Source organism: Micrococcus sp. Mcc89, from assembly GCF_024519795.1.
GTDB classification, from domain to species: domain Bacteria; phylum Actinomycetota; class Actinomycetes; order Actinomycetales; family Micrococcaceae; genus Micrococcus; species Micrococcus luteus.
On sequence record NZ_JALJRI010000020.1, the window covers coordinates 1 to 20,353 of the forward strand.

Consider the following 20,353-nt stretch of genomic DNA (forward strand, 5'->3'; position numbering starts at 1 on the left):
GGATCAACCCCTACCTGTGACCACCCCGCTTACACAGACAAGTTGACACGCCCTCGGCGAGACGACGAACGTCGTCGCCCGACGAGGACAGCACCACATGGACCCGCGCAAGGCCCGCCTGACGACGATGCGCGTGGTGCTCCATGACGAGTTCAACAAGTCCGCCGCCCTGGACCTGGAGCGCTACCTCATCCAGATGCTCAGCGGCGACGGCGCCCGCGAGGTCCTGAACCGCAACGCCGGCATGACGGAGTCGGACTACTACGACCGCACGCGCTACCAGGAGATGTTCGCGGACATCTTCGAGCGGCTGCGGGCGGAGAAGGTGTTCAGCCGCTCCCGCGAGCAGATCCTCAACAGCACCCTGTTCAAGCTCTCGCCCTTCAAGGTGCTCACGCCGGAGCAGGAGGCATCGCTGCGGCACATCGTCCAGCTGCTCGTCGCCGATGACGACGTCGATCGCGGCCCGCTCGTCATTCAGGGCGGCCCCGGCACCGGCAAGACGGTGGTGGGCGTGTTCCTAACGAAACTGCTCGTGGACCTCGCCAACCTCACGGAGGAGGACGTCGAGGTGGATCTCAGCTCCGACCACGACTTCTTCGACCTGTTCACCCACGCCAACCGGAACGCCCTGCTGCGCGGCACCGAAGGCCGTGGTCTGCGCATCGGGATCGTCGTGCCGCAGCAGTCCCTCCGCCAGTCCCTCAAGCGTGTCTTCCGCCGGACGCCGGGGCTGCACCCGTCCATGGTGCTGTCCGTGTGGAACGTCGGAGACGCCGAGGAGCGCTACGACATCCTGATCGTTGACGAGGCCCACCGCCTCGGTCTGCGCTCGGCGCAGTCCAACGGCGCCCTCAACAACAAGTACACGGCCATCAACCAGCGCCTCTTCGGCGACGACGACGTCTCCCACACCCAGCTCGACTGGATCACCCAGCAGGCCAGGGACGTCGTCCTGCTCGTGGACCCGCGCCAGACGGTGCGTCCGGCCGACCTCGACGCCGCGACGATGGACGCCCTCCTCGCGCGGGCGCACGCCGAGCACCGGCATCACGCGCTGGTGTCACAGCTCCGAGTCAAGGCATCCGATTCATACGTCGACTTCTTCGGCAAACTCCTCCGAGGCGAGCACCCTCCGGCCCCGGATCTGGGCGAGTACGACCTGCGCATGTTCACGGACTTCGGCGCGATGCGCGAGGCGATCCGTGCGCGCGACACCGAGTTCACGCTCGCCCGTCTTGCCGCCGGGTTCGCTTGGAAGTGGCAGAGCAAGGGCTTCCGCACGAATCCGTCGAAGCCGGACTGGGACATCGAGCTCGACGGGGTACGGCTGCCGTGGAACGTCGCCGACACCGACTGGGTCGACTCCCCCGGTTCACTGGACGAGATCGGCTCCATCCATACCCTCCAGGGATACGACCTCAACTACGCCGGGGTCGTCATCGGCCCCGACCTGCAGTGGGACGACACGGCCCAGCGGGTGGTCTTCTCCCGTGCCGACTATGCGGACACGGGCGGCAAGAAGAACAACGGCTACCTCAGCCGCACCTACTCGGACGAGGACCTGCGCGAGTACGTCATCAACATCTACAACGTGCTCCTGACCCGCGGCGTCCGCGGGACCTACCTGTACGTCGTGGACGCGGGTCTCCGGGAGCAGTTCGCCCGCTGGTTCCCCGGCATCAGCGGGCCCGACGTGACGTCGGCGCCCTTCGGCATCCCTCCGGGTGGCCGCCCGGGCGAGGTCCTGCGCACCGTCGATGTCGGCCACACGGCCGAGGTCGAGTTCATTCCCTCCACGGACGACCTCGAGCAGGCCCGTCGTCGTGCTGAGGAGCTCCGCCGATCCCGGCAGCGGACCCGGGAGTGACAGCCCCTACCCTCGGGAATCTTCTGCGCACCTGACCCTTCTGGCCCCGCCACGGCCGCCGAGAAGGGTCAGATGCGCAGACGATCCCTGACACACGCCCCACCGCCCCGTGTGCGACAAATACACAACACTCGCCTTGCGTATATCACTGAGGTGTGCCTTACTGGTTCTCGGACCCCCGCCGGAAGGACCCCCATGGCCCACGCCTCCACGCACCCCGCCCATCCGCTGCCGCCCGTGGCGCCCCGTCGTCTGCTGCTGGCCCAGCGGCTGCTCCGCGGCGAGGGCTCCGTCGAGGTCACGGCCTTCCGCGCCGGCGAGACGCTCACGACGGCCGTCCACGGCGTGAGCGCGGACGGCCGCCTCGTGGTCGCCCACGTCCCCAACCTCCTCGGTTCGCTCGGCGCGTTCCACACGCCCGCGCCGCTGGACGTGCGCGTGGACGTCCTGCGCGACGCCCTGGACCTCACGCTCCCCACCCGCCTGGCGTCCGTGCATCTGCTCGGCACCCTGCGCTGGTGCCGGGACTCGGCCGAGGTCGCGGAGCTGGGGCTGCGCGGTCGCGTCGCGGACCTCGTGGCCGACGTCGGCCCGCGGGTGCGCGTGGGCGTCGTCGAGACCCAGCGGATCCTGCTGCACGACGTCGACGGCGTCGCCGTGTTCTGCCGCCACACCCTGCCGCTCACGTCGCGCGGACTCGTCGACCAGGCTGAGCTCGCAGACCTGGCGGACGACGTGCTGGGCACCGCCCCCGAGGTGCTCGCGGACCTGGCCGACGCCGTCGCCCTGGGCCTGCTGCCGGGCGAGAGCACCCCGTTGCAGGTCGGCACCGAACCCCTGCCCGAGTCCCCCGCCCACGCCCTCGACGCGGACGAAGCCGGGGTGACCCTGCTCCGCATCCGCGACGGCGAGACCACCGCGGTGCACGTGGCCCTGCCCGGTGCAGGCCGACTCGACCACAGCCCCCGGCACGCCTGGCGGCGACTGCTGGACGCGATCCCGGCGCGGGTCGCCCACCCCTGAGGGGCGGCGTCAGTCGATCGTGTAGGTGGCGCAGGTGGCCACGTCCGTGACCTCGATGCCCTCGGCGGTGCAGGCGAGGTCGGCGTTGTAGGTGCACTCGAGGCGGTGGCACGCACCGACGGTCGAGGCGCCCTCGGTCACCGGGCGGCGGACGTCCAGCTGGACGAAGGTGCCGCAGCCGGGCGTGCGGTCGGAGCCGGCGACGGTGATGGCCAGGGCGTTGCAGGACGACTCGGCGTTGAAGGCGCAGGCGCTGGCGGCGCAGGTGCGGACGGCGGTGGTCATGGCGTGATCCTCCCGGTTCGGGACCGCCCCGGGCCGGGACGGTGCTGCTGGAATCGAGATTACTCCCGCTCACGAATAGCACAAGAGGGGCGATCCTTAGTTAATAGAAGATTAGCGCAAATGTATTTTGCGCATTGTCGCGTGTCGTATGGACCGACGTCGTGCCCGCCGGCCGCCCGGAATCTTCTGCATCTCTGGCCCTTCTGGCGACCACGCGCCCACTCAGAAGGGTCAGATGCGCAGAAGATTCCCCCGTCCCCGCCTCCTGAGCAGCCCCGGCAGCCCCACCACCCTGGCCGAGTCCGCCCCGTGCTCCTAGCGTGAGGCCATGAGCACCCATCGCCCGTCCTCCACCGCCCTCGGGTTCGCCGCCGGACTGGGCACCGCGGCCGCTGTCACCGCAGCCCGCAAGATCGCCCTCATGGGCGCCGTCGGGAAGGGCCACCCGCTCAAGCACCGCCTCCTGGACGCGGCATCCGGCCTGGTCCAGCCGAAGTACCCCATGGGCGCGATGAGCACCTATCTCAACGGACTGCACTTCTACGCCGACGACCTCGGCCGACAGGTCGAAGCCAGCCACTTCTGCATCCACCTGCGCCACGACCTGCACCAGTGCGTGATCTTCGACCGCAACGCGCCGGACGCACGGCTGATCGGCATCGAGTACATCATCAGCGAGGAGCGGTTCCGCAGCCTCCCCGACGAGGAGCGGCGCCTGTGGCACAGCCACCACTACGAGGTGAGCTCCGGCGCCCTCACCGCCCCCGGGGTGCCCGAGCTGGCCGAGCACAGTTACTTCGAAGACCTCATCCACACCTACGGGAAGACGTTCCACACCTGGCAGTACGACCGGGACGACTTCCCGTACGGCATCCCCCAGCTGATGATGGGCCTCACCGGCGACGACCAGGTGGACGAGGCCCTCCTGCGCGCCCGGGACGAGCGCGTGGGCGTGGACACCGCGGCCAAGCGGCGCAACCGCGCGGACATCCCGGTCCCGGACGTGGTGCCGGGGGCGAACAGCTGGGAGCGCGGGCGGGTCGTGCAGACCACGCTCGAGGAGCGCCCGGTGCGGGGCCGCGACGACTGAGGCCGGCGTCGTCGGCAGGGCGCCGTTTCCCGAACGAAAACGGTGCGACACGCCGCCGTTTCCCGAACGAAAACGCTCGGCGGGCCGGCGCCGTCATCCGGATCGGGCGGGGGCGCCCCGCGAGGGACAGCACGTTCGCCGCACGTGTCACGTCAGCGGGAACGCTGGGCTCAGACCTTCCCCTTGAGCAGTCGGTGCCAGTAGATCCGGGGCTGGCCGAAGCGGTCGAAGACCGCCGTGCTCTTCCGCGGCTTCGTCAGGTCCACGCCGGGGATCGACCGGTCCTCGGAGCCGTCGCGGACGTGCTCGTCCAGGACCAGCTCGTCCCGGCTGACCATCACGGGGATCACGGTGTAGCCGTCGTACTTCTGGAGCGGCTTCCCCGCGTCCGCGGCCTGGATGTTCTGGGTCAGGATCTTGACCTGCCGGCGCAGGGCTCCGCCGGAGGGCCGTGTGCCCAGGGCGGCGGCGTCGCCCAGCGCCCACACGTGCGGGTGCACGGGATGCCGCAGGGTCGCGGGATCCACGGCCGCCAGGCCGGCCTCGCCGTCGTCCGCCAGGCCTGCCTCGGCGATGAACTCCGGGGCCCGCACCACGGGCGTGATGTACGCGGCCGCGACGTCGGTGATCCGCTCACCGGTGTTGAGCACCACCTCGCGGGCCTCGTGGTCCACGGCGTTCACCTCTGCGCCGGCGTGCACATGGATGCCGTACCTCGCCACGGCCTCGGCCAGAGCGGGGTCGATGGTCTGCCGGTCCAGGATCCGGCCGTACGGGGTCACCAGGTGGACGTCCACGTCCGGCAGGATCCCCGTGCGCTCCCACGCCGCGCAGGCCAGGAACAGCGCCTTGAGCACGGTGCCGCCGCACGAGGAGGGCTCAGCCGGCACATTCGCCACCACACGGTCCCCCGCGGCCACACGCGACAGCAGCGCCCGGGCGGCGTCCACGTGCTCGGGCACGTGCGCACTCGCCGCCCATCCGGCGGCGTAGGCCTCACGCAGCCCGTCGATCGCACCCCACCACGGGGTCAGCCCCGGGCAGAGCACGAAGTGGCGGAAGCCCACGGTCAGCCCGGTGCTCGTCACCGCGGTCCGTTCCTCGGCGTCCACGGCCACGACGTGGTCCGGGATCCATTCGACCCCGTCCGGGATGACGGCCCGCATCGGCCGTTCGAACCGGGCCATGTCCGCCTGCCCGCCCGCCGCGTAGTTCAGCATCGGCCGGTAGCGGTGCAGCTGGTGGCCGTCGGCGATGGCGACCCGGCCCTGCCGCTTCCGCCGCAGTGCGGCGGCCAAGGACACGCCGGCGTTGCCGCCACCGACGATCAGGATGTCGTACTGCTCTGTCACGTGGTCCTCCGTGGGGTGACGGGGTCAAAGGAACGGTACGTCCGCCCCCGCAGACGTGCTCCGCGGCAGACGGGACGTGCCGCCCATCCTCCACTGGGGGCCGGAGCCGGCGCTAGCCCGTAAGGCCCAGCAGCCGCAGCTGGTCGGCGTACTTGCGCAGCCCCACCTCCACGGCCTGCGGGTTCTGCGCGTACCAGTCCAGGTGGGTCTGTCGCAGCTGCTCGGCCGGAACGGTCTGTCCGGCCACGGTCCAGTCCTCGGTCGGCTCGGCGTCGAGGTCGAGGGCCTCCACCACGGCCGCCTCGAGGGGCGCGCGCACCCCGCCGAGGAGCACGCGGGAGGCGGGCACGGGCTGGACGGCGACATCGCCCGGCAGGCGCTCGGCCACGCGCTCGGCCACGCGGGTCAGCAGTGTGTTGGTCGGGTGGTTCACGGTGTAGAAGCCGACGCCCCGCTCCGCCGCCACCAGATCCGCCATGGACAGCGTCCCCTTCGCCTCCTCCCTCGCCCGCAGCGCCTGCACGGACGCGGCCGCGGCCTCGCGGATCGCCGCCGGCGCCACCTCCCGACGACGGCCCGTCGCCGCCTCGGCCAGCACGCGCAGGTCGTGGTACGGCACGACGGGCGGGTCCTCCCCCGGCCGCTCGGCCGCCCCGGGCGCGAACTTCCAGTTGCGGAGGGTGACCTGCCAGGGGAAGCGCGAGACGTCGTACACCACGGGGATCCGCACCACGGCGGCGTCCTCGGGCAGCCGGGCCACGAGCTGGTCCGTGCCGATGGGCATGCCCCGGTAGTCGTGCGGGATCGGCTGGGTGACGAGCGCCTTCACGCGCGGCAGCAGCCGCTCCAGGTGCGCGACCTCGTCCGGCTGGGCCTCGAAGGCGGGCGGCACGCGCACGCTCACCAGGTCCGCCCCGTGCAGCGGTGTGCCGGGCTCCCCGCCGAGCAGCCGCCGATACGACTCGCCCTGGCAGTTGCCCCACACCAGCAGCAGGTCGTCCTCGGGCAGGTCCTCGAGCCCGTAGAAGTGCCCGTAGTGCCGGCGTCGTCCCTCGTCCTCGTGCACGCCTGCGTCCTCTCTCCTCAGCCGTCCTCGCGCCGGATCCAGTCGACGCCCGTCTTCCCGAACCACCAGGCCAGGAACGCGGAGAGCGCCGCGAAGTCCAGCTCGTCCAGCTCGCTCATCGGTCCTCCCGTGTTCCGTCCTGTCCGCGATTGTGCCAGCCCCGCCCCGCGGGCACCGGCCCGCTCAGCCCCAGCCGCCCCACCACGCCTCGAGGTCCGGCACGGCGGCCACGGGCGCCCAGCCCAGCCGGGAGGCGGGCACCCGCCACACCCGCGCCGTCCCGCCCCGCCGGTGCCGCCACCGCGCCCGCGCACACGTCAGCACGGCGAGCACGGCCCGCTCGCCCGGCTCGGCCGGCTCACCCAGCACCTCCACGCGCTCGACGCCGGCCCGTTCCAGGCGCAGCAGCCACGCGGCGACGGCGTCCGCGTCAGGCCGGGCTCCGGCCGCGGCGGGCCGCAGCGGCACGTGCACGTCCACGGACCAGTCGGGCACCGACCGCACGGCGTCGAGGTCGCCGCGCGCCGGCGTCGGCGGCAGGTCCTCGCCCGCCGCCGCGCCGCCGTCGGGCTCGCCCAGCAGCCGCACGCGGGGGTCGCCGAGCGCCCGCGCCGCCGCCTCGTCGAGGCCGCCCACGACGCCGACCCGCGCCCCCGGTGCCGCGCGCAGCACGGCGTCCACCGCCACCACGGCCGCCGCCGCGCCGTCTGTGCCCTCCGGCACACGCACGCGCGCCTCGACCCGCAGCGGGCCGGCCAGGGAGAGGCCGTGACCGCGGGCCGTCGTCGCGGGGATGCGGGAGGCCAGCACGAGCGCCTCGCGGGCCTTCACCCGGGCGGCCTCGGCGGCGTCGCCGCGCCCGCCGAAGTCGGCGCCGGCCTGCCACGCCACGGCGTCCGGCGCGTGGCGCAGGGCCGCCCCCACGCGCCACAGCCGGTGCGCCAGCTCCCAGTCCTCCCCGCCGTAGCCCACGAAGGCGGGGTCGAAGCCGCCCGCGTCCTCGTAGACCTCGCGCGCCACCGTGAGCACGGCCGAGATGACGTACCGGTAGCCGGTGGAGTCGGCGCGGCGCAGGTCGTCCGTGGCGCGGTACCCCTCGCGCAGCCAGGCCGGCTCGGCCAGGCGGGCGTCCGCGGGCACCTCGTGCCCGGGCCGCCATCCGTGCGCCCAGGCCCGTTCCAGCCAGGCCTCGGCCAGGTGCCGCCGCCGGCCCACCACCGCGGCGTCCCGGGGCGCCTCGGCCACCGCCGCCAGGGCCGCGGCGAGGTACCCGGGCTCGGGGAGCATGTCCCCGTCGAGGAAGGCGAGCACGTCGCCGTCGGCCGCCTCCGCCCCGAGCGCCCGGGCCGCCGAGGCGCGGAACCCGCGGTCCGGCTGGCGCACGGTCACCACGTCGAACGGCAGGCCCGGGTCCACCCGGGGCGGGACGGGCGAGCCGTCGTCGGCCACCACGAGCTGCAGCCCGCCGGTCAGGCCGCGCTGGGCCGCGAGCGCGGCCGTGAGCCGGTCGAGGTCCGCCTGGGCCCGGTAGTAGGGCACCACCACGGAGACGGCGGCGCTCACGTCCACCTGTGCACGCGGCGGAGCACGTCGAAGAGCATCCGCGCGCAGTCCTCGGCCCCGGGCGAGAGGTCCACGCCGGGGCCCAGCCACGTGCGCTCGGGGGCCTCGACCGCCTCGGCGATCGCCTCGGCCATCGCGAAGGCCGGCGACCCGTTCGGGTGCACGAGCCGCAGGGTGCCCGGTCGCAGGCGCGCCATCTCCTCCGTGTAGCGGCCGGCGGAGGCGATGGCCCGCCGCCCCACCGAGGTCCACGCCGCCAGGGACCCGGACGCGGACACGTTGCGGTGCGCCGCGAACGGGATGCCCGCCGAGAGCAGGGCCGCGTCCGCGAACTCGTCCGGCACGAACCCGGTGACGCGGAACTCCAGGCCGCGCGCCTCGGCGTCGCGGGTCAGCTCCGCCACGAGGTCGTCATGCCCGGCGCTGACGGGTCCGAGCGCCGTCAGCCGGCGCGGCGCCCCGGAGTCCGGGCCCCACTGGCGGTGCAGCTCGGTGAGGGCCTCCAGGGCGAGGGCGTGCCCCTTGCCCGGGTAGACGAAGCCGAAGAGCACGAGGTCCCGGTCGAGGCCGGCCATGCTCTCCGGCACCACCGGCTCGGCGCGGGCGGCCGCGGCCCGGCGGTCCTCCACGGGCAGCGGGACCACGTCCGCGGCCACGTCCACCAGGTCCGCCAGCAGCGCCCGCTCGTGCTGCGAGGAGACCACGACGCCGTCCACCGCCTGGGCGAGCCGCGCGTATGCCTCGCCGCGGCGGCGGTAGCGGCCGTCGCCCTCGGCGGGCTGCGGGATGTCGTGCAGGGTGAGCGTGGTGCCCTCGGGCAGGACGTCGACGAGCAGGTCCGCGGCGGCGGTCGCGGTGGGGCCGAACAGCGCGTCCGTGACGTCCAGGTGCACGGCGGCGCCCAGCGCGCGCGCCTCCTCCAGCAGGGGCACGAGGCCCCGGAACGCCGCGACGTCCTCCGCCGTGAGCAGCTCCACCTCGGCGCCCACCCGACGGAGGGCGGCGGCGGTCTGCCGGCCATGGCGCACCACGCCGTGCTCCGGCGCGCCCACGGTCACGTACAGCACACGTCCCTGCGGCTGCGAGTCCACGTCCACGATCCCCTTCACCTGCGGCGGCGCTCCTCGACGCGGCGGCGCGCCGGAACGGGCAGGATGCCGCTGCTCCGATTCTCCGATCCTGCCCTGACAGACTAGATTCCGCGACCCCCGACCCGGGACGGGGACACGCCGCCCGCGCGGCATCGCATCCCCAGGTCAGGAGGCCCTCCCCCGTGAGCATCACCGTCCAGCACGTGCCCGCGCAGCACCCGTACACCCGCGCGATCCGCCCCCTCGACCCGGGCGCCGCGCCGGACGTGGAGTTCCTGCCGGACCCGCCGGTGCCGGGCGCGCCCGCGCACCAGTGGTGGCCGCCCCGGGCCCTGCGCGCGGAGTGGCTGGCCGAGCACCGCCCGGACGTGCTGCACGTGCACTTCGGCTTCGAGCACTTCAGCCCCGCCCAGCTGGCCGCCGCCCTGGACGCGCAGCACGCGCACGGGGGCGCCGTCGTCGTGACCGTGCACGACCTCGAGAACCCGCACCTGACGGACCAGGGCCCCCACCGGGACCGCCTGGCCGTGCTGCTGGGCCGCGCGGACGCCGTGCTCACGCTCACCCCCGGCGCCGCGGCGACCCTCGCCCGCGACTACGGCGTGCGCGCCCTCGTGGTCCCCCACCCGCACATCGTCCCGCTCGAGGACCTCGCGGCGCGGGGTGACGACGACGCCCCCGGCGGGGCGCCCGGCGCGCTGCCCCCCGACGCGTCCGACGACGGCGACGGCGCGGCCGCCCCCGCCCGCCTGCTGGTGCACGCCAAGGACCTGCGCGCCCAGGTGGCCCCGGTGGCGCTGCTGCCGGTGCTCGCCGCCGCCGTCGCGACGCTGGCCGACCGCGGCGTCGACGCGCGGGTGACCGTGGAGGTCCAGGACACCGTGCAGGACGAGGACGCCCTGGCCGCGCTGCGCGCGGGCTGCGCCCACCACGGCTTCGAGCTGTGGCAGCACGACCGGCTCGACGACCCCGCCCTGCACGCGCTGCTGCGCGACGTGGACGTGTCCGTGCTGCCGTACCGCATCGGCACCCACTCGGGCTGGGTGGAGATGTGCCGGGACCTGGGGGTGCCGGTGGCCGTCGCGGACATCGGGCACATCGCGGACCAGTCCGGCGCCTGGTTGACCCCCGACTCGCTCGCCGCGTTCGACCCGGAGGATCCCGACTCCCTCGCCGACGCGCTCGAGACGCTGGTGCGCGCCCGGGAGCGCACGGCCCCCGCCGATCCCGCCGCCCGGGCCCGGCAGCGTCGTCGCGTGGCCGCCGCCCACGTGGCGGTCTACCGCGAGGCCCTCGCCCGGGCGCGCGGAGCGTTGCCGGGCGTGTCCGTGCTGGTCATCACGGGGCACCGGGACGAGCACCTGGCCCGCGTGATCGCCGGGCTGGAACGCTCCCACCGCCGCCCGGACCAGGTGGTCGTGGTGTTCATGGGCCAGCCGGACGGGCGCGTCCCGGCCACGGACCTGCCCGTCACCGTGGGGCACGTGGCCGCCGAGGCGGGCCTGCCCCTGGCGCAGGCCCGCAACCGTGCCGCCGAGCTCGCCACCGGCGAGATCCTCGTCTTCCTCGACGTGGACTGCATCCCGGCGGCCGAGACCGTCGGCGTGCTGGCCACCGAGGTCGCGGCCCACCCCGGGTCCGTGGTGATGGGCCGGCCCCGCTACCTGCGGCCGGGCTGGACCCGCGACGTCGGGGAGGCCGACCTGACCTCGCAGCGCGCCGACGCCCTGCTGCGCCGCCTCTCCGTGCCCCACCGGGCGCGCGCGCACCTGACCGCCGGGCCCTCGGACGAGTGGCACCTCGTGTGGACGCTGATCCTGGCGCTGCGGCGCGCGGACCTGGCCCGCATCGGCGGTTTCGACGCGGGCTTCACCGGCTACGGCGCCGAGGACACGGACCTGGCCTTCCGCGCCCGCGACGCCGGCCTGACGCTGCGGTTCAGCCCCGCCGAGGCGTTCCACCAGCACCACGGCGTGATGACCCCGCCGCTGCACCACCTCGAGGACATCCTGGTCAACGCCCGCCGCTTCCGGCAGGTGCACGGCCGATGGGCCATGGAGGGGTGGCTGCGCGCGTTCGCGGACGCGGGGCTGATCGCGTGGGACCCCGAGGGCGAGCGGCTCGAGCTGCTGCGTCACCCCACGGAGGCGGAGCTGACGGCCGCCCGCCGCGACGACGCCGCGTACTGAGTGCCCCGACGCCCGGGGGCGAGCGCGGGCCGGACTCAGCCCAGGGCGCCCTCGATCGCCGCCTCCCAGCGCCGCCGGTACTCGTCCGGCGCCACGAGCAGCAGGTCCGCCAGCCGGTCGGCGGCGGCCGGGTCGGCGAGCGCGCCGCGCACCGCGCCGGCCCAGTCGGCGTCCGGGTCCTCCCACGCGCACCACGGCACGCCCGCGGCCCGGTGGATCTCGCGGACGAACACGCGCTGCTCGTCGAACGGCCGCGGCTCGGGGGCGAGCACCACGGGGCGGCCGGAGCGGGCGGCGTCCACCACGGCGTTGTGCCCGGCCGAGACCACCACGACGTCGGCGTCCGCGGCCCGGCGGGCCGGCGCCTGGACCCAGCCGTGCAGCGTCACGGTGGCGGGCATCGCCTCCGCCGCGAGCCCGCCCGGCGCCTCCGGCTCGCCCACCCCGGCGATCGGGCCGTACACCTCCCACGTCGCCTCCGGCACGGCGGACGCCGCCCGGGCCAGGTCCGCGGCCCGCACCCCGCCGCCGCCCGTGCCGGCGATCACGGCGACGCGCGGGGCGCCGCCGGCGGGCGACGTCGTCGTGGCACGGGTGCCGAGCCGGCCGGTGACGTCCGCGACCCCGAGGTAGGTGACCCGGTCCGCGTGGGCGGCGCGCCAGGCGGGGACCTCGAGCTCGGCGGCGTAGTGGGCGAAGAGGCCGTCGGCCTCGGCGTAGACGAGGGCGTGCGCGGGGTCGGTGCGCTCGCCGTGCATGCGGCGGTGCAGCACGGGCCAGCCCGCCAGGCGCAGGAACAGGGCCGCCTCCACGGACACGTCCACCACGCACACGTCCGGGTCCACCCGCCGCGCCGCCGCGTGGAGGGCGTCGAAGCGCGCCCGGATCTCGGGCCCCACCGGGGACCAGTGCAGGGGCGAGCGCGCGGGCTGCTCGTGGCCGGGCACGAGGTCCGAGGGCAGCGGGATGACGGGGACGTCCGCGGGCAGCAGTTCGGCCGCCCGGGGGTGGGCGGTCACGACCGTCACGTCGAACGCCCCGGTCGACGCCAGGCCGGCGGCGTGCCGCAGGTGTCCCGCCCCGTGCTGGTGGGCGTAGTAGAGGACCCGCCTGCGGGCCGGGGCCATCAGAGGGACTCCAGGTCCGCCGCCTCGGCGGACGAGCGCGGGGCCTCCTGGGGATCCAACCCGTACGCGTCCTCGGCGGCGGCGAGATCGCGGGCGTCCTCGGCGGCCTGCTCGAGCAGGTCCACGTAGCCCTCCACCATGGTCTCCGCGCTGAACCGGCAGGCCCACGCACGCACGCGTCCCCGGTCCTTGCGGCGGGCATGGCGGATCGAGACCGCGAGCTCCTGCGCCGTGTGGTGCACGGCCAGCGCGCCGGCCTGCGGGGCGACGATCTCCCCCATCGCGCCGCTGAGCAGCGCGGCCACCGGCACGCCGAGCGCCATGGCCTCGACCACGGCGAGCCCGAACGGCTCGGCCCACAGGGGCGTGGCCAGGAAGACCTCGCCCGTGGCGAGCATGTGCGGCAGCGTCTGGTGGTCGAGGTGGCCGTGGTAGACGGTGTCCGGGCCGAGCCGCGGCACGACCTCCCGGGCGTGGTACTCCTCGTCCGAGATCGGCCCGGCGAAGTGCAGCTCCATGCCCGCGATCCGGGCGGCGTCGATCGCCACGTGCAGACCCTTCTCCGCCGTGATCCGGCCCGACCACACGGCGCGGCCACGCACGGGGACGGCGTCGGAGACCCAGTGGTGCAGCTCGATCCCGTTGGGCACCACGTCCACCCGCGGCAACCGGTGCTGCCAGGCCAGCGCGTTCGACGCGGACACCGAGGCCCACCGGTGGTGGTCGGGGGCCGTCCAGTCCGGGGCGTCGACGACGGCCAGCACCTCCGCCAGCGTGGCCGGCGTGTGCAGGACGGTGACCATGGGGCGGGCGCGCAGCAGCTCGAGCGGCGCCGGGGAGAGGGAGTTGTTCAGGACGGCGTCGGAGTCGTCGTCGAGGATCAGCGCGCAGGCCCGGCGGGCGGCCTCCTCGCGCACGCGGGCGCCCGCGCGGCCCGGGCCGGCGCCCTCGGCGGGCAGCACGGCGACGACGTCGCCCGGCAGCCGGGTGCCCTCCCGCGCGTAGACGGTGACGTCGTGGCCCCGGCGCACGAGGTGCTCCACGGTCATGGCCGTGTGCATCTCCAGCCCGCCCTCGTAGGGCGAACGGATGGGGTGGAGCATGTGGGTGAGCACGCTGATGCGCATCGGCGACCCCTTCCCGGCCCGGGCCGGGCCGAACGGCCCCGTGCGGGGCGGCAGAAGCGCGACTGACCTGCGGTGAGACGACCACATCACGTCCGCGCTGACGTACCCCGGCACTGTAGACACCCGGGGGGTCCCCCCGGAAGCACCGGCCCCCCTCCCGGGATGAGGGCAGGGCGGGCGCACACGCCCCCGTCACGAGAAAGTCCCGGCCCGCGACCTCGAGGATCGCGGACCGGGACGGTCCGTGGAGCTAAGGGGAATTGAACCCCTGACCTTTTCATTGCGAACGAAACGCTCTACCAACTGAGCTATAGCCCCAGGTCATGCCCTCCCGCGGGAGCGCACCGGACCATCATACGCCCGCCGCCCCCGATCCTCCAATCCGGCGACGCCGCGCGGCGACCACGCCGAGCACCACACCCGCCAGATCCGCGACGACATCCACCGGGTCCCCCGTCCGCAGCGGCACCCACGCGTGCTGCACGAGCTCGCTCACCGGCGCGTGCACCGCGAACGGCAGCGCCCACCACGCACTCCGCCCGCGCCACACGGCGAGGCACGAGGGCAGCGCGAACACCGCCGCGTGGATCGCCTTGTCCAGCCCCGGCACGGCGAATCCGGCCTGCGGCACCTGCTCGCCCGGCAGGTACAGCACCACCAGCTGCACCACGACGGCGACGGCCAGCGCCGCCGTCAGGGCGCGGCGCCGTCGTCGGGAAGCGGAGGTGGTCGGGGAGCCGGGGGGAACGGTCATCCGCCCATTCTGTCGTGCTTCTGCACCGCGCACTCATGTTCCTCACGGCAGTCAAAAGGGTCTCTGATTTTGCCATTCTTGCTCCGATCATGTGATGATCACCCCATCCGGGTGGGCTCGTTCCGCCAGGATGCCGGTGTTGACAGCGCCGCCCAGGGCCGAGGGACCGCGATGGCTTGAGCAGAGAGCTCGCCGTTCGTGGACTCGGGACCCGGCGGGATGCCCTCCACCTCCCCGGCCCCCTGGCCGCGACGTGATCGGTACGCCACCTTCCGCCCTGCGGAGCCGTGCCCTGACCGGACCGCGCCGGGGGATCGGGACGTCCACAGTCACTCGTGCGAAAGGAAGTCCGATGCCGCCCTCCCAGGACGCAGCATCCCTGACCCAGCTCGGCGTGATCGGGGTGATCCTGCTCGTCGCGCTGTTCTACGGCGGGACCATGATCATGTCCGTGGCCATCTCCAAGAAGAAGGAGAACGCCGACGCCTACATGACGGCCGGCAATCAGATCGGCTTCGGCGTGTCCGCCGCCTCCATGACGGCCACCTGGATCTGGGCCGCCTCCATGTACGCCTCCGTGACCGCCGGCTACACGTACGGCGTCTCCGGCCCCCTCCACTACGGCCTCTGGGGCGCCCTGATGATCCTGTTCATCTACCCGTTCGGCCGCCGCATCCGCGCGGTCGCGCCGCGCGCCCACACCCTCGCCGAGGTCATGTACGCCCGGCACGGCCGCTCGTCGCAGCTCATGCTGGCCGGCTCCAACGTGCTCGGCTCCGTCATCTCCCTGACCTCCAACTTCATCGCCGGCGGCGCCCTGATCTCCCTGCTGTCCCCGCTGTCCTTCGGCGCGGGCATCCTGATCGTGGCCGCGGGCGTGCTGCTGTACACCCTGTGGTCCGGCTTCCGCGCCTCCGTGCTCACCGACTTCGCCCAGGTGATGGCCATGCTCGGCGCGACCGTCATCATCATCCCCGCCGTGTTCTTCGCCGCGGGCGGCCCGGGCATGTTCCAGGCCGGCGTCGAGGCCGGCCACGTCACGGCCCAGCAGCAGAGCTTCTTCTCCTCCGAGGCGTTCATGAACCAGGGGGCGCCGTACATCGCCGCCGTGCTGGCCTACGCGATCGGCAACCAGACCATCGCCCAGCGCCTCTTCGCCGTGCGTGAGGACCTCATCAAGCCCACCTTCGTCACGGCCACCCTCGGCTACGGCGGCACCGTGATCGGCGTCGGCATGCTCGGCGTCATGGCGCTCTACCTGGGCGCCGAGCCGCTCGACGGCGACGTCAACAACCTCCTGCCGCAGATGGTCGCCGACCACCTGCCGCTGGCGCTCGTGGCCCTGGCGTTCCTGATGATCATCGGCTCGCTGTCCTCCACCGCCGACTCGGACCTGTCCGCCCTCTCGTCGATCGTGATGACGGACGTCTACGGCCAGTCGGTCGGCCGCCAGAACGCCGACCCGAAGACCATGCTGCTGATCGGCCGCATCACCATGATCGTGGCGACGGCGGCGGCCCTGTACTTCGCCACCGCCAAGTTCGACATCCTCGACCTGCTGGTCTTCGTGGGCGCCCTGTGGGGCTGCCTCGTGTTCCCCGTGATCGCGTCCTTCTACTGGGGCAGGATCACCAACGTCGCGTTCACGGTGTCCGTGCTCGCCGCGCTGGCCGTGTTCCTGCCCGTGCGCTTCGAGTGGATCCCGATCGAGGGCGCCTGGGCATTCGTGGTGGAGACCCTCGCGATCCTCGGCGTGGGCGTCGTGCTGGGCATCATGTGCTTCGGCTTCTTCGGCCTGCGTCCGGCGGTCGTGGTCGGCGCGATCGCCTCGGTCGTGATGCTGTTCCTCGGCTACGGCTTCCTGCGGGACTACGCCACCCTCACGGGCTCGCTCGTGGCCTACGCCGTGTCCTTCCTCGTGTGCTGGGGGCTGTCCGTCCGGTCCGGCCAGGACTTCGACTTCGACCGGATCGCGCGCGTGACCGGCGACTTCGACCCCGCGACCGAGGACCTGCCGCAGGTCGAGCGCGTCTCGGCCTCCGTGTCCTGATCCCCCCTCCACCGACCCGTAAGGAGCATCCGCGTGACCGTCGGTCTCACCCTGTACGTCCTGATGTGGCCCGTCCTCGTGCTGGCCGTCCTCGTCTCGATCGCCCGCGGCTTCTTCGCCGACTGGGCCGCGGCCCGCCGCGAGGGCCGCTCGATCATCTGAGGCATCCGCCGGGGGCGGCCCGTGACCCTGGTGGTCCTCGCCCTCGACGCGGTCGTCCGCCTGACCCCCGCCGAGACCTCGGCCGCCATCCCGGGCATCGCCGGGCTCGGCCACATGCTCGTGACCGCCGGCCTCGCGCTGCTGTTCGTGGCCCTGTACAGCGGCATCCACGAGCGTCAGGCCCGCCTCGAGACGGTCCGCGGCGGCGACGCCGTCGTCGAGGGGGCCTGACCCGCTCGCTCCCCTGCCCGACCGCGCCCGCGTCAGCGAGCGCGGTCGAGCAGGATCACGTCCAGGCGGCGCGGCCCGTGCACGCCTTCGACGCGCTCGAGCTCGATGTCGCTCGTGGCCGAGGGACCGGAGATCATGGTGATCGGCGCCGTCGCCTCCACGCGGGCCAGCGCCTCCGGGAAGAGCTCCACCACGGAGTCCAGCGGCACGATGCACACGTGGTGGTCCGGGACCAGGGTGATCGCCCGGCGGCCCTCGTCCGGGCGGCCGCTGAGGAAGATCGTCCCGGTCTCCGCGCAGGAGACCGTCGAGGACGTCACCACCGCGTCCACCTCGTTCAGCGCGTCCACGCTGAGGGGCTCGCGCTCGCCGTCGTGGGCGCCGCGGACCGCGGCCCGCTCCCCCGTGTGACCCACCGCGGGCTCCGTGATGCGCTCCCGGCCGGCCCCGCGCGAGTCCGCGGGGAGCCAGTCAGGCTCCAGACCGGCCGGCACCACGTACCGGGCGTCCGGGCCGAGCAGCTCGGCGATGGCCGCGGCCACCGTCTCCTCGGTCTCGTCCCGCACGGAGGCCCGGTAGTCGATCAGCCGGTCACGCAGCATCTCCACCACCTCGGCCCGGTCCCGGGAGGAGGTCCGCCGGTAGGTGCGCTGCACCGGGTCCGCGACCGGCCCGTCCGCCGTCGCCTCGCGGATGCGCCGCAGGATCTCGGCCTTCGCCTCGCTCATCGTCCGCCCTCCTCGACGTGCTCGTCCTCCGGCCGGTCCAGCCCGGCGACGCCGTCCAGGGCGGTCCGGTGCTCGGTCTCATCCTTGTGGCGGGCCCACCAGTTGCGGAAGGACTCCCGCGGGGGCGCCGGCACGTCACGCTCGTCGGTCCACCCGCCGGCGATGCCCGGCAGCCAGCCGAGCACCCGGTCCGGCCCGGCCGCGACCCGGCCCAGCCCCAGGCCCCGCTCGGCCAGCGACATGCGCCGACCCGAGGACATCACCACGGAGGCGCCCTTCATCGCCACGTCCATCTGCGAGGGCGTGACGGACTCCACCGCCGCCTTGGCGCGGGCCAGGGGGCCGGCGGCGGCGTCCTCGTCCGTGCGCAGGGCCTTCCGGGCGGCGTGGGTGGCCTGCACGTCCTCGTCCCGGAGGTGGATGAGGATCGAGGGGATGTCGATGGCCACGGGGCACACGTCGTAGCACGCCCCGCACAGCGTGGAGGCGTAGGGCAGGGTGCCGTTCTCCCCCGCGTCCACACCGGTGAGCTGCGGGGAGAGGATCGCGCCGATCGGGCCCGGGTAGACCGAGCCGTAGGCGTGGCCGCCGGTCTGCTCGTACACGGGGCACACGTTCATGCACGCCGAGCAGCGGATGCAGTGCAGCGCGGAACGGCCCTTCGGGTCGGACAGCACCGCGGAGCGGCCGTTGTCCAGCAGGACCAGGTGGAACTCCTGGGGACCGTCGCCCTCGGTGACGCCCGTCCACATGGAGGTGTACGGGTTCATCCGCTCGCCCGTGGACGAGCGCGGCAGCAGCTGCAGGAACACCTCGAGGTCCTCGAAGGTGGGCACGAGCTTCTCGATGCCCATCACGGTGATCAGCGTCTCCGGCAGGGTCAGGCACATGCGGCCGTTGCCCTCCGACTCGACGACGGAGAGCGTGCCCGTCTCGGCGACGCCGAAGTTCGCCCCGGAGATCGCCACCTTCGTGCTCAGGAACTTCTCGCGCAGGTGCCGGCGTGCGGCCTCGGCCAGGTCGGCCGGCTCGGAGGTGAGGCTCTCGTCCGTCTCCGGCATCTCCCGGCGGAAGATGTCCCGGATCTCCTCGCGGTTGCGGTGGATCGCCGGGACGAGGATGTGGCTGGGCCGGTCGTGGCCGAGCTGGACGATGAGCTCGGCCAGGTCCGTCTCGACGGCGGCCACGCCGGCATGCTCGAGCGCGGCGTCCAGGCCGATCTCCTGGGTGGCCATGGACTTGACCTTGATCACCTCGTCCACGCCCTTGGCGGTGACGAGCTCCGTGATGATGCGGTTGGCCTCGGCCGCGTCCCGGGCCCAGTGCACGACGCCGCCGCGCGCGGTGACCTCGGACTCGAGCCGCTCGAGGAGCGCGGGCAGGTCCGCCATGACGGACTGCTTCAGCGCGGAGCCGGCGGCGCGCAGCTCCTGCCAGTCCGGCAGCTCCTCGACGACGCCGGCACGCTTGGCACGGATGGTGTGGGTGGCCCGGCGGATGTTGGCGCGCATCTGGCCGTTCCCCAGCTGCTCGCGGGAAGACTCGGGGAACGGGGTCTTCAGCAGGATCTCGCCCTCACCGTGGACGGGGCGGACGGTGGGCATTCCCAGGCGCACGCGGGTGGGTGCGGTGCTCATCGGCGGGCCTCCTCAACACGGGCGGACGGTCCGCGGCGGACGCCGGCGGACGCGGGGATGGACAGTTCGACGGGGCCGTCGACCTCGAGCGGGTTCTCCCGGGTGGCCGCGAGGATCTCGGCGAGGTGCACGGTACGCAGCGGGCGGCCGTCCTGGCCGCGCGCCTCACGACGGTGCATGGCCCCGTCCAGGTGGAGCAGACAGGAGACGTCGCCGCCCGTGCAGAGGGAGGCGCCGGACGCGGTGACCTTCTCGATCTTCTCCTCCGCGATGGCGGCGGAGACGTCCGGGTTCTTCAGGGAGAAGGTGCCGCCGAAGCCGCAGCACTCCTCGGCGTCCGGCAGCGGGCGCAGGTCGATGTCCGCGACGGTGCGCAGCAGGTCCTCCTGGCGCGAGCCCAGGCGCAGCAGGCGCATGCCGTGGCAGGAGGGGTGGTAGGTCACGGTGTGCGGGAACCAGGAGCCGAGCTGGGCCGCGGCGTCCGTCACCCCGAGGACGTCCGTGAGCAGCTGGGACAGCTCGAGGGTGCGGGAGGCGACGACCTCGGCGTCGCGGGCCAGCCCCTCGTCCCCGCCGGAGCGGGCGACGTCCGGCTGCTGGTGGCCGAGCGAGGCCACGCAGGAGGCGGAGGGGGCGACGGCGAGGTCGTAGTCGGCCTTCATGAAGGTGCGGACGTGGTTGCGCACGACGGGGAGGGCGTCCTCCATGTATCCGCTGTTGACGTGCATCTGCGAGCAGCAGACCTGGCCGGGCGGGAAGACCACCTCATGGCCGAGCCGCTCGAGGATGCGGACGGTGGCGAGGGCCACCTTGGGGTACATCGCGTCCACGATGCATGTGGCGAACAGGGCGATTCTCATGCCGGTCTCCGTTCCGGACGGGGCGCCTGGGGCGCCGTGCGGTGCGGCAGCACACGGGTGCCGTAGTGGTCAGACCATATCATGCCAGCCGCTTGCGAGGTGACCGCCCTCACAGTACGCTCCTTGGTCTGACCACAGTGGTCCGACC

At 73.7% G+C, this 20,353-nt stretch carries 18 protein-coding genes and 1 tRNA gene; 7 read left to right on the top strand and 12 right to left on the bottom strand.

Translation table 11 applies throughout. The features are described 5' to 3' along the window. Positions 1-97: 97 nt before the first annotated feature. Positions 98-1,870, top strand: coding sequence for a DNA/RNA helicase domain-containing protein (locus NR072_RS01795; RefSeq protein ID WP_256835944.1), 1,773 nt, complete (start codon positions 98-100; stop codon positions 1,868-1,870). A 195-nt stretch (positions 1,871-2,065) separates the two neighbouring features. Then, positions 2,066-2,893, top strand: coding sequence for a hypothetical protein (locus tag NR072_RS01800; RefSeq protein WP_101967488.1), 828 nt, complete (start codon positions 2,066-2,068; stop codon positions 2,891-2,893). Positions 2,894-2,902: 9 nt separating this feature from the next. On the opposite strand, the gene NR072_RS01805 is transcribed toward NR072_RS01800, so the two are convergent. Further along, positions 2,903-3,178: a DUF1540 domain-containing protein gene (locus NR072_RS01805; protein ID WP_041102637.1), complete on the bottom strand. Its 276-nt coding sequence runs from the start codon at positions 3,176-3,178 to the stop codon at positions 2,903-2,905. A gap of 328 nt (positions 3,179-3,506) precedes the next feature. Between NR072_RS01805 and NR072_RS01810 the strand changes: the two genes are divergently transcribed. After that, positions 3,507-4,268: an OBAP family protein gene (locus NR072_RS01810; protein ID WP_256835945.1), complete on the top strand. Its 762-nt coding sequence runs from the start codon at positions 3,507-3,509 to the stop codon at positions 4,266-4,268. Positions 4,269-4,438: 170 nt separating this feature from the next. Here NR072_RS01810 and NR072_RS01815 read toward each other — a convergent pair whose 3' ends face one another. The 4 genes from NR072_RS01815 to NR072_RS01830 all read right to left on the bottom strand — a co-directional run bounded on the left by NR072_RS01815 (position 4,439) and on the right by NR072_RS01830 (position 9,358). Then, positions 4,439-5,620 (bottom strand): FAD/NAD(P)-binding oxidoreductase, encoded by a 1,182-nt coding sequence (locus NR072_RS01815; protein ID WP_256835946.1) that lies wholly within the window; start codon positions 5,618-5,620, stop codon positions 4,439-4,441. Positions 5,621-5,732: 112 nt separating this feature from the next. Further along, complete coding sequence (locus NR072_RS01820) at positions 5,733-6,686, bottom strand: WcbI family polysaccharide biosynthesis putative acetyltransferase (RefSeq protein WP_256835947.1); 954 nt, start codon at positions 6,684-6,686, stop codon at positions 5,733-5,735. Positions 6,687-6,869: 183 nt separating this feature from the next. Then, positions 6,870-8,249, bottom strand: coding sequence for a glycosyltransferase (locus NR072_RS01825; protein ID WP_230956251.1), 1,380 nt, complete (start codon positions 8,247-8,249; stop codon positions 6,870-6,872). Then, positions 8,246-9,358, bottom strand: a complete 1,113-nt coding sequence (locus NR072_RS01830; protein WP_256835948.1) for a hypothetical protein — start codon at positions 9,356-9,358, stop codon at positions 8,246-8,248. Before NR072_RS01830 ends, NR072_RS01825 begins: the two co-directional genes overlap by 4 nt. 164 nt (positions 9,359-9,522) lie before the next feature. Here NR072_RS01830 and NR072_RS01835 point away from each other — a divergent pair, with 164 nt between their 5' ends. Next, positions 9,523-11,529, top strand: a complete 2,007-nt coding sequence (locus NR072_RS01835; protein WP_256835949.1) for a glycosyltransferase — start codon at positions 9,523-9,525, stop codon at positions 11,527-11,529. A 35-nt stretch (positions 11,530-11,564) separates the two neighbouring features. On the opposite strand, the gene NR072_RS01840 is transcribed toward NR072_RS01835, so the two are convergent. The 4 genes from NR072_RS01840 to NR072_RS01855 form a co-directional block, all read right to left on the bottom strand. Then, positions 11,565-12,656, bottom strand: coding sequence for a glycosyl transferase (locus tag NR072_RS01840; protein ID WP_256835950.1), 1,092 nt, complete (start codon positions 12,654-12,656; stop codon positions 11,565-11,567). Then, on the bottom strand, positions 12,656-13,783 hold the full coding sequence (locus NR072_RS01845; RefSeq protein ID WP_256835951.1) for a glycosyltransferase: 1,128 nt from the start codon (positions 13,781-13,783) through the stop codon (positions 12,656-12,658). Before NR072_RS01845 ends, NR072_RS01840 begins: the two co-directional genes overlap by 1 nt. A 245-nt stretch (positions 13,784-14,028) precedes the next feature. Beyond that, positions 14,029-14,101 (bottom strand) — tRNA-Ala (locus NR072_RS01850). A 34-nt stretch (positions 14,102-14,135) separates the two neighbouring features. Beyond that, positions 14,136-14,537: a VanZ family protein gene (locus tag NR072_RS01855; protein ID WP_256835953.1), complete on the bottom strand. Its 402-nt coding sequence runs from the start codon at positions 14,535-14,537 to the stop codon at positions 14,136-14,138. Positions 14,538-14,889: 352 nt separating this feature from the next. Between NR072_RS01855 and NR072_RS01860 the strand changes: the two genes are divergently transcribed. From NR072_RS01860 to NR072_RS01870, 3 genes are read left to right on the top strand one after another with little or no spacing between them, the layout of a single operon-like run. Further along, entirely contained in the window at positions 14,890-16,587 is a 1,698-nt protein-coding gene (locus NR072_RS01860) for a sodium:solute symporter family protein (RefSeq protein WP_256835954.1), read from the top strand. 33 nt (positions 16,588-16,620) lie between these two features. Beyond that, complete coding sequence (locus NR072_RS01865) at positions 16,621-16,749, top strand: putative transporter small subunit (protein WP_210411798.1); 129 nt, start codon at positions 16,621-16,623, stop codon at positions 16,747-16,749. 21 nt (positions 16,750-16,770) lie between these two features. Further along, entirely contained in the window at positions 16,771-16,980 is a 210-nt protein-coding gene (locus NR072_RS01870; RefSeq protein ID WP_256835956.1) for a DUF2871 domain-containing protein, read from the top strand. A 32-nt stretch (positions 16,981-17,012) separates the two neighbouring features. On the opposite strand, the gene NR072_RS01875 is transcribed toward NR072_RS01870, so the two are convergent. The 3 genes from NR072_RS01875 to NR072_RS01885 are packed head-to-tail and all read right to left on the bottom strand — an operon-like array spanning position 17,013 to position 20,205. Then, the gene (locus NR072_RS01875) at positions 17,013-17,708 is read right to left on the bottom strand and encodes an LUD domain-containing protein (protein WP_044658796.1); all 696 of its coding nucleotides are present in this window, start codon (positions 17,706-17,708) and stop codon (positions 17,013-17,015) included. Further along, positions 17,705-19,345 (bottom strand): LutB/LldF family L-lactate oxidation iron-sulfur protein, encoded by a 1,641-nt coding sequence (locus NR072_RS01880; RefSeq protein WP_256835957.1) that lies wholly within the window; start codon positions 19,343-19,345, stop codon positions 17,705-17,707. Before NR072_RS01880 ends, NR072_RS01875 begins: the two co-directional genes overlap by 4 nt. After that, positions 19,342-20,205 (bottom strand): (Fe-S)-binding protein, encoded by an 864-nt coding sequence (locus tag NR072_RS01885; protein WP_135019274.1) that lies wholly within the window; start codon positions 20,203-20,205, stop codon positions 19,342-19,344. The genes NR072_RS01880 and NR072_RS01885 overlap by 4 nt, the downstream gene beginning before the upstream one ends. Positions 20,206-20,353 lie beyond the last annotated feature (148 nt).

Excerpts from the sequence above, each read along its gene's own strand:
- NR072_RS01795 (WP_256835944.1), top strand. The coding sequence starts at position 98 with ATGGACCCGCGCAAGGCCCGCCTGACGACGATGCGCGTGGTGCTCCAT.
- NR072_RS01800 (WP_101967488.1), top strand. The coding sequence starts at position 2,066 with ATGGCCCACGCCTCCACGCACCCCGCCCATCCGCTGCCGCCCGTGGCG.
- NR072_RS01805 (WP_041102637.1), bottom strand. The coding sequence starts at position 3,178 with ATGACCACCGCCGTCCGCACCTGCGCCGCCAGCGCCTGCGCCTTCAAC.
- NR072_RS01810 (WP_256835945.1), top strand. The coding sequence starts at position 3,507 with ATGAGCACCCATCGCCCGTCCTCCACCGCCCTCGGGTTCGCCGCCGGA.
- NR072_RS01840 (WP_256835950.1), bottom strand. The coding sequence starts at position 12,656 with ATGGCCCCGGCCCGCAGGCGGGTCCTCTACTACGCCCACCAGCACGGG.
- NR072_RS01845 (WP_256835951.1), bottom strand. The coding sequence starts at position 13,783 with ATGCGCATCAGCGTGCTCACCCACATGCTCCACCCCATCCGTTCGCCC.
- NR072_RS01855 (WP_256835953.1), bottom strand. The coding sequence starts at position 14,537 with ATGACCGTTCCCCCCGGCTCCCCGACCACCTCCGCTTCCCGACGACGG.
- NR072_RS01860 (WP_256835954.1), top strand. The coding sequence starts at position 14,890 with ATGCCGCCCTCCCAGGACGCAGCATCCCTGACCCAGCTCGGCGTGATC.
- NR072_RS01875 (WP_044658796.1), bottom strand. The coding sequence starts at position 17,708 with ATGAGCGAGGCGAAGGCCGAGATCCTGCGGCGCATCCGCGAGGCGACG.
- NR072_RS01880 (WP_256835957.1), bottom strand. The coding sequence starts at position 19,345 with ATGAGCACCGCACCCACCCGCGTGCGCCTGGGAATGCCCACCGTCCGC.
- NR072_RS01885 (WP_135019274.1), bottom strand. The coding sequence starts at position 20,205 with ATGAGAATCGCCCTGTTCGCCACATGCATCGTGGACGCGATGTACCCC.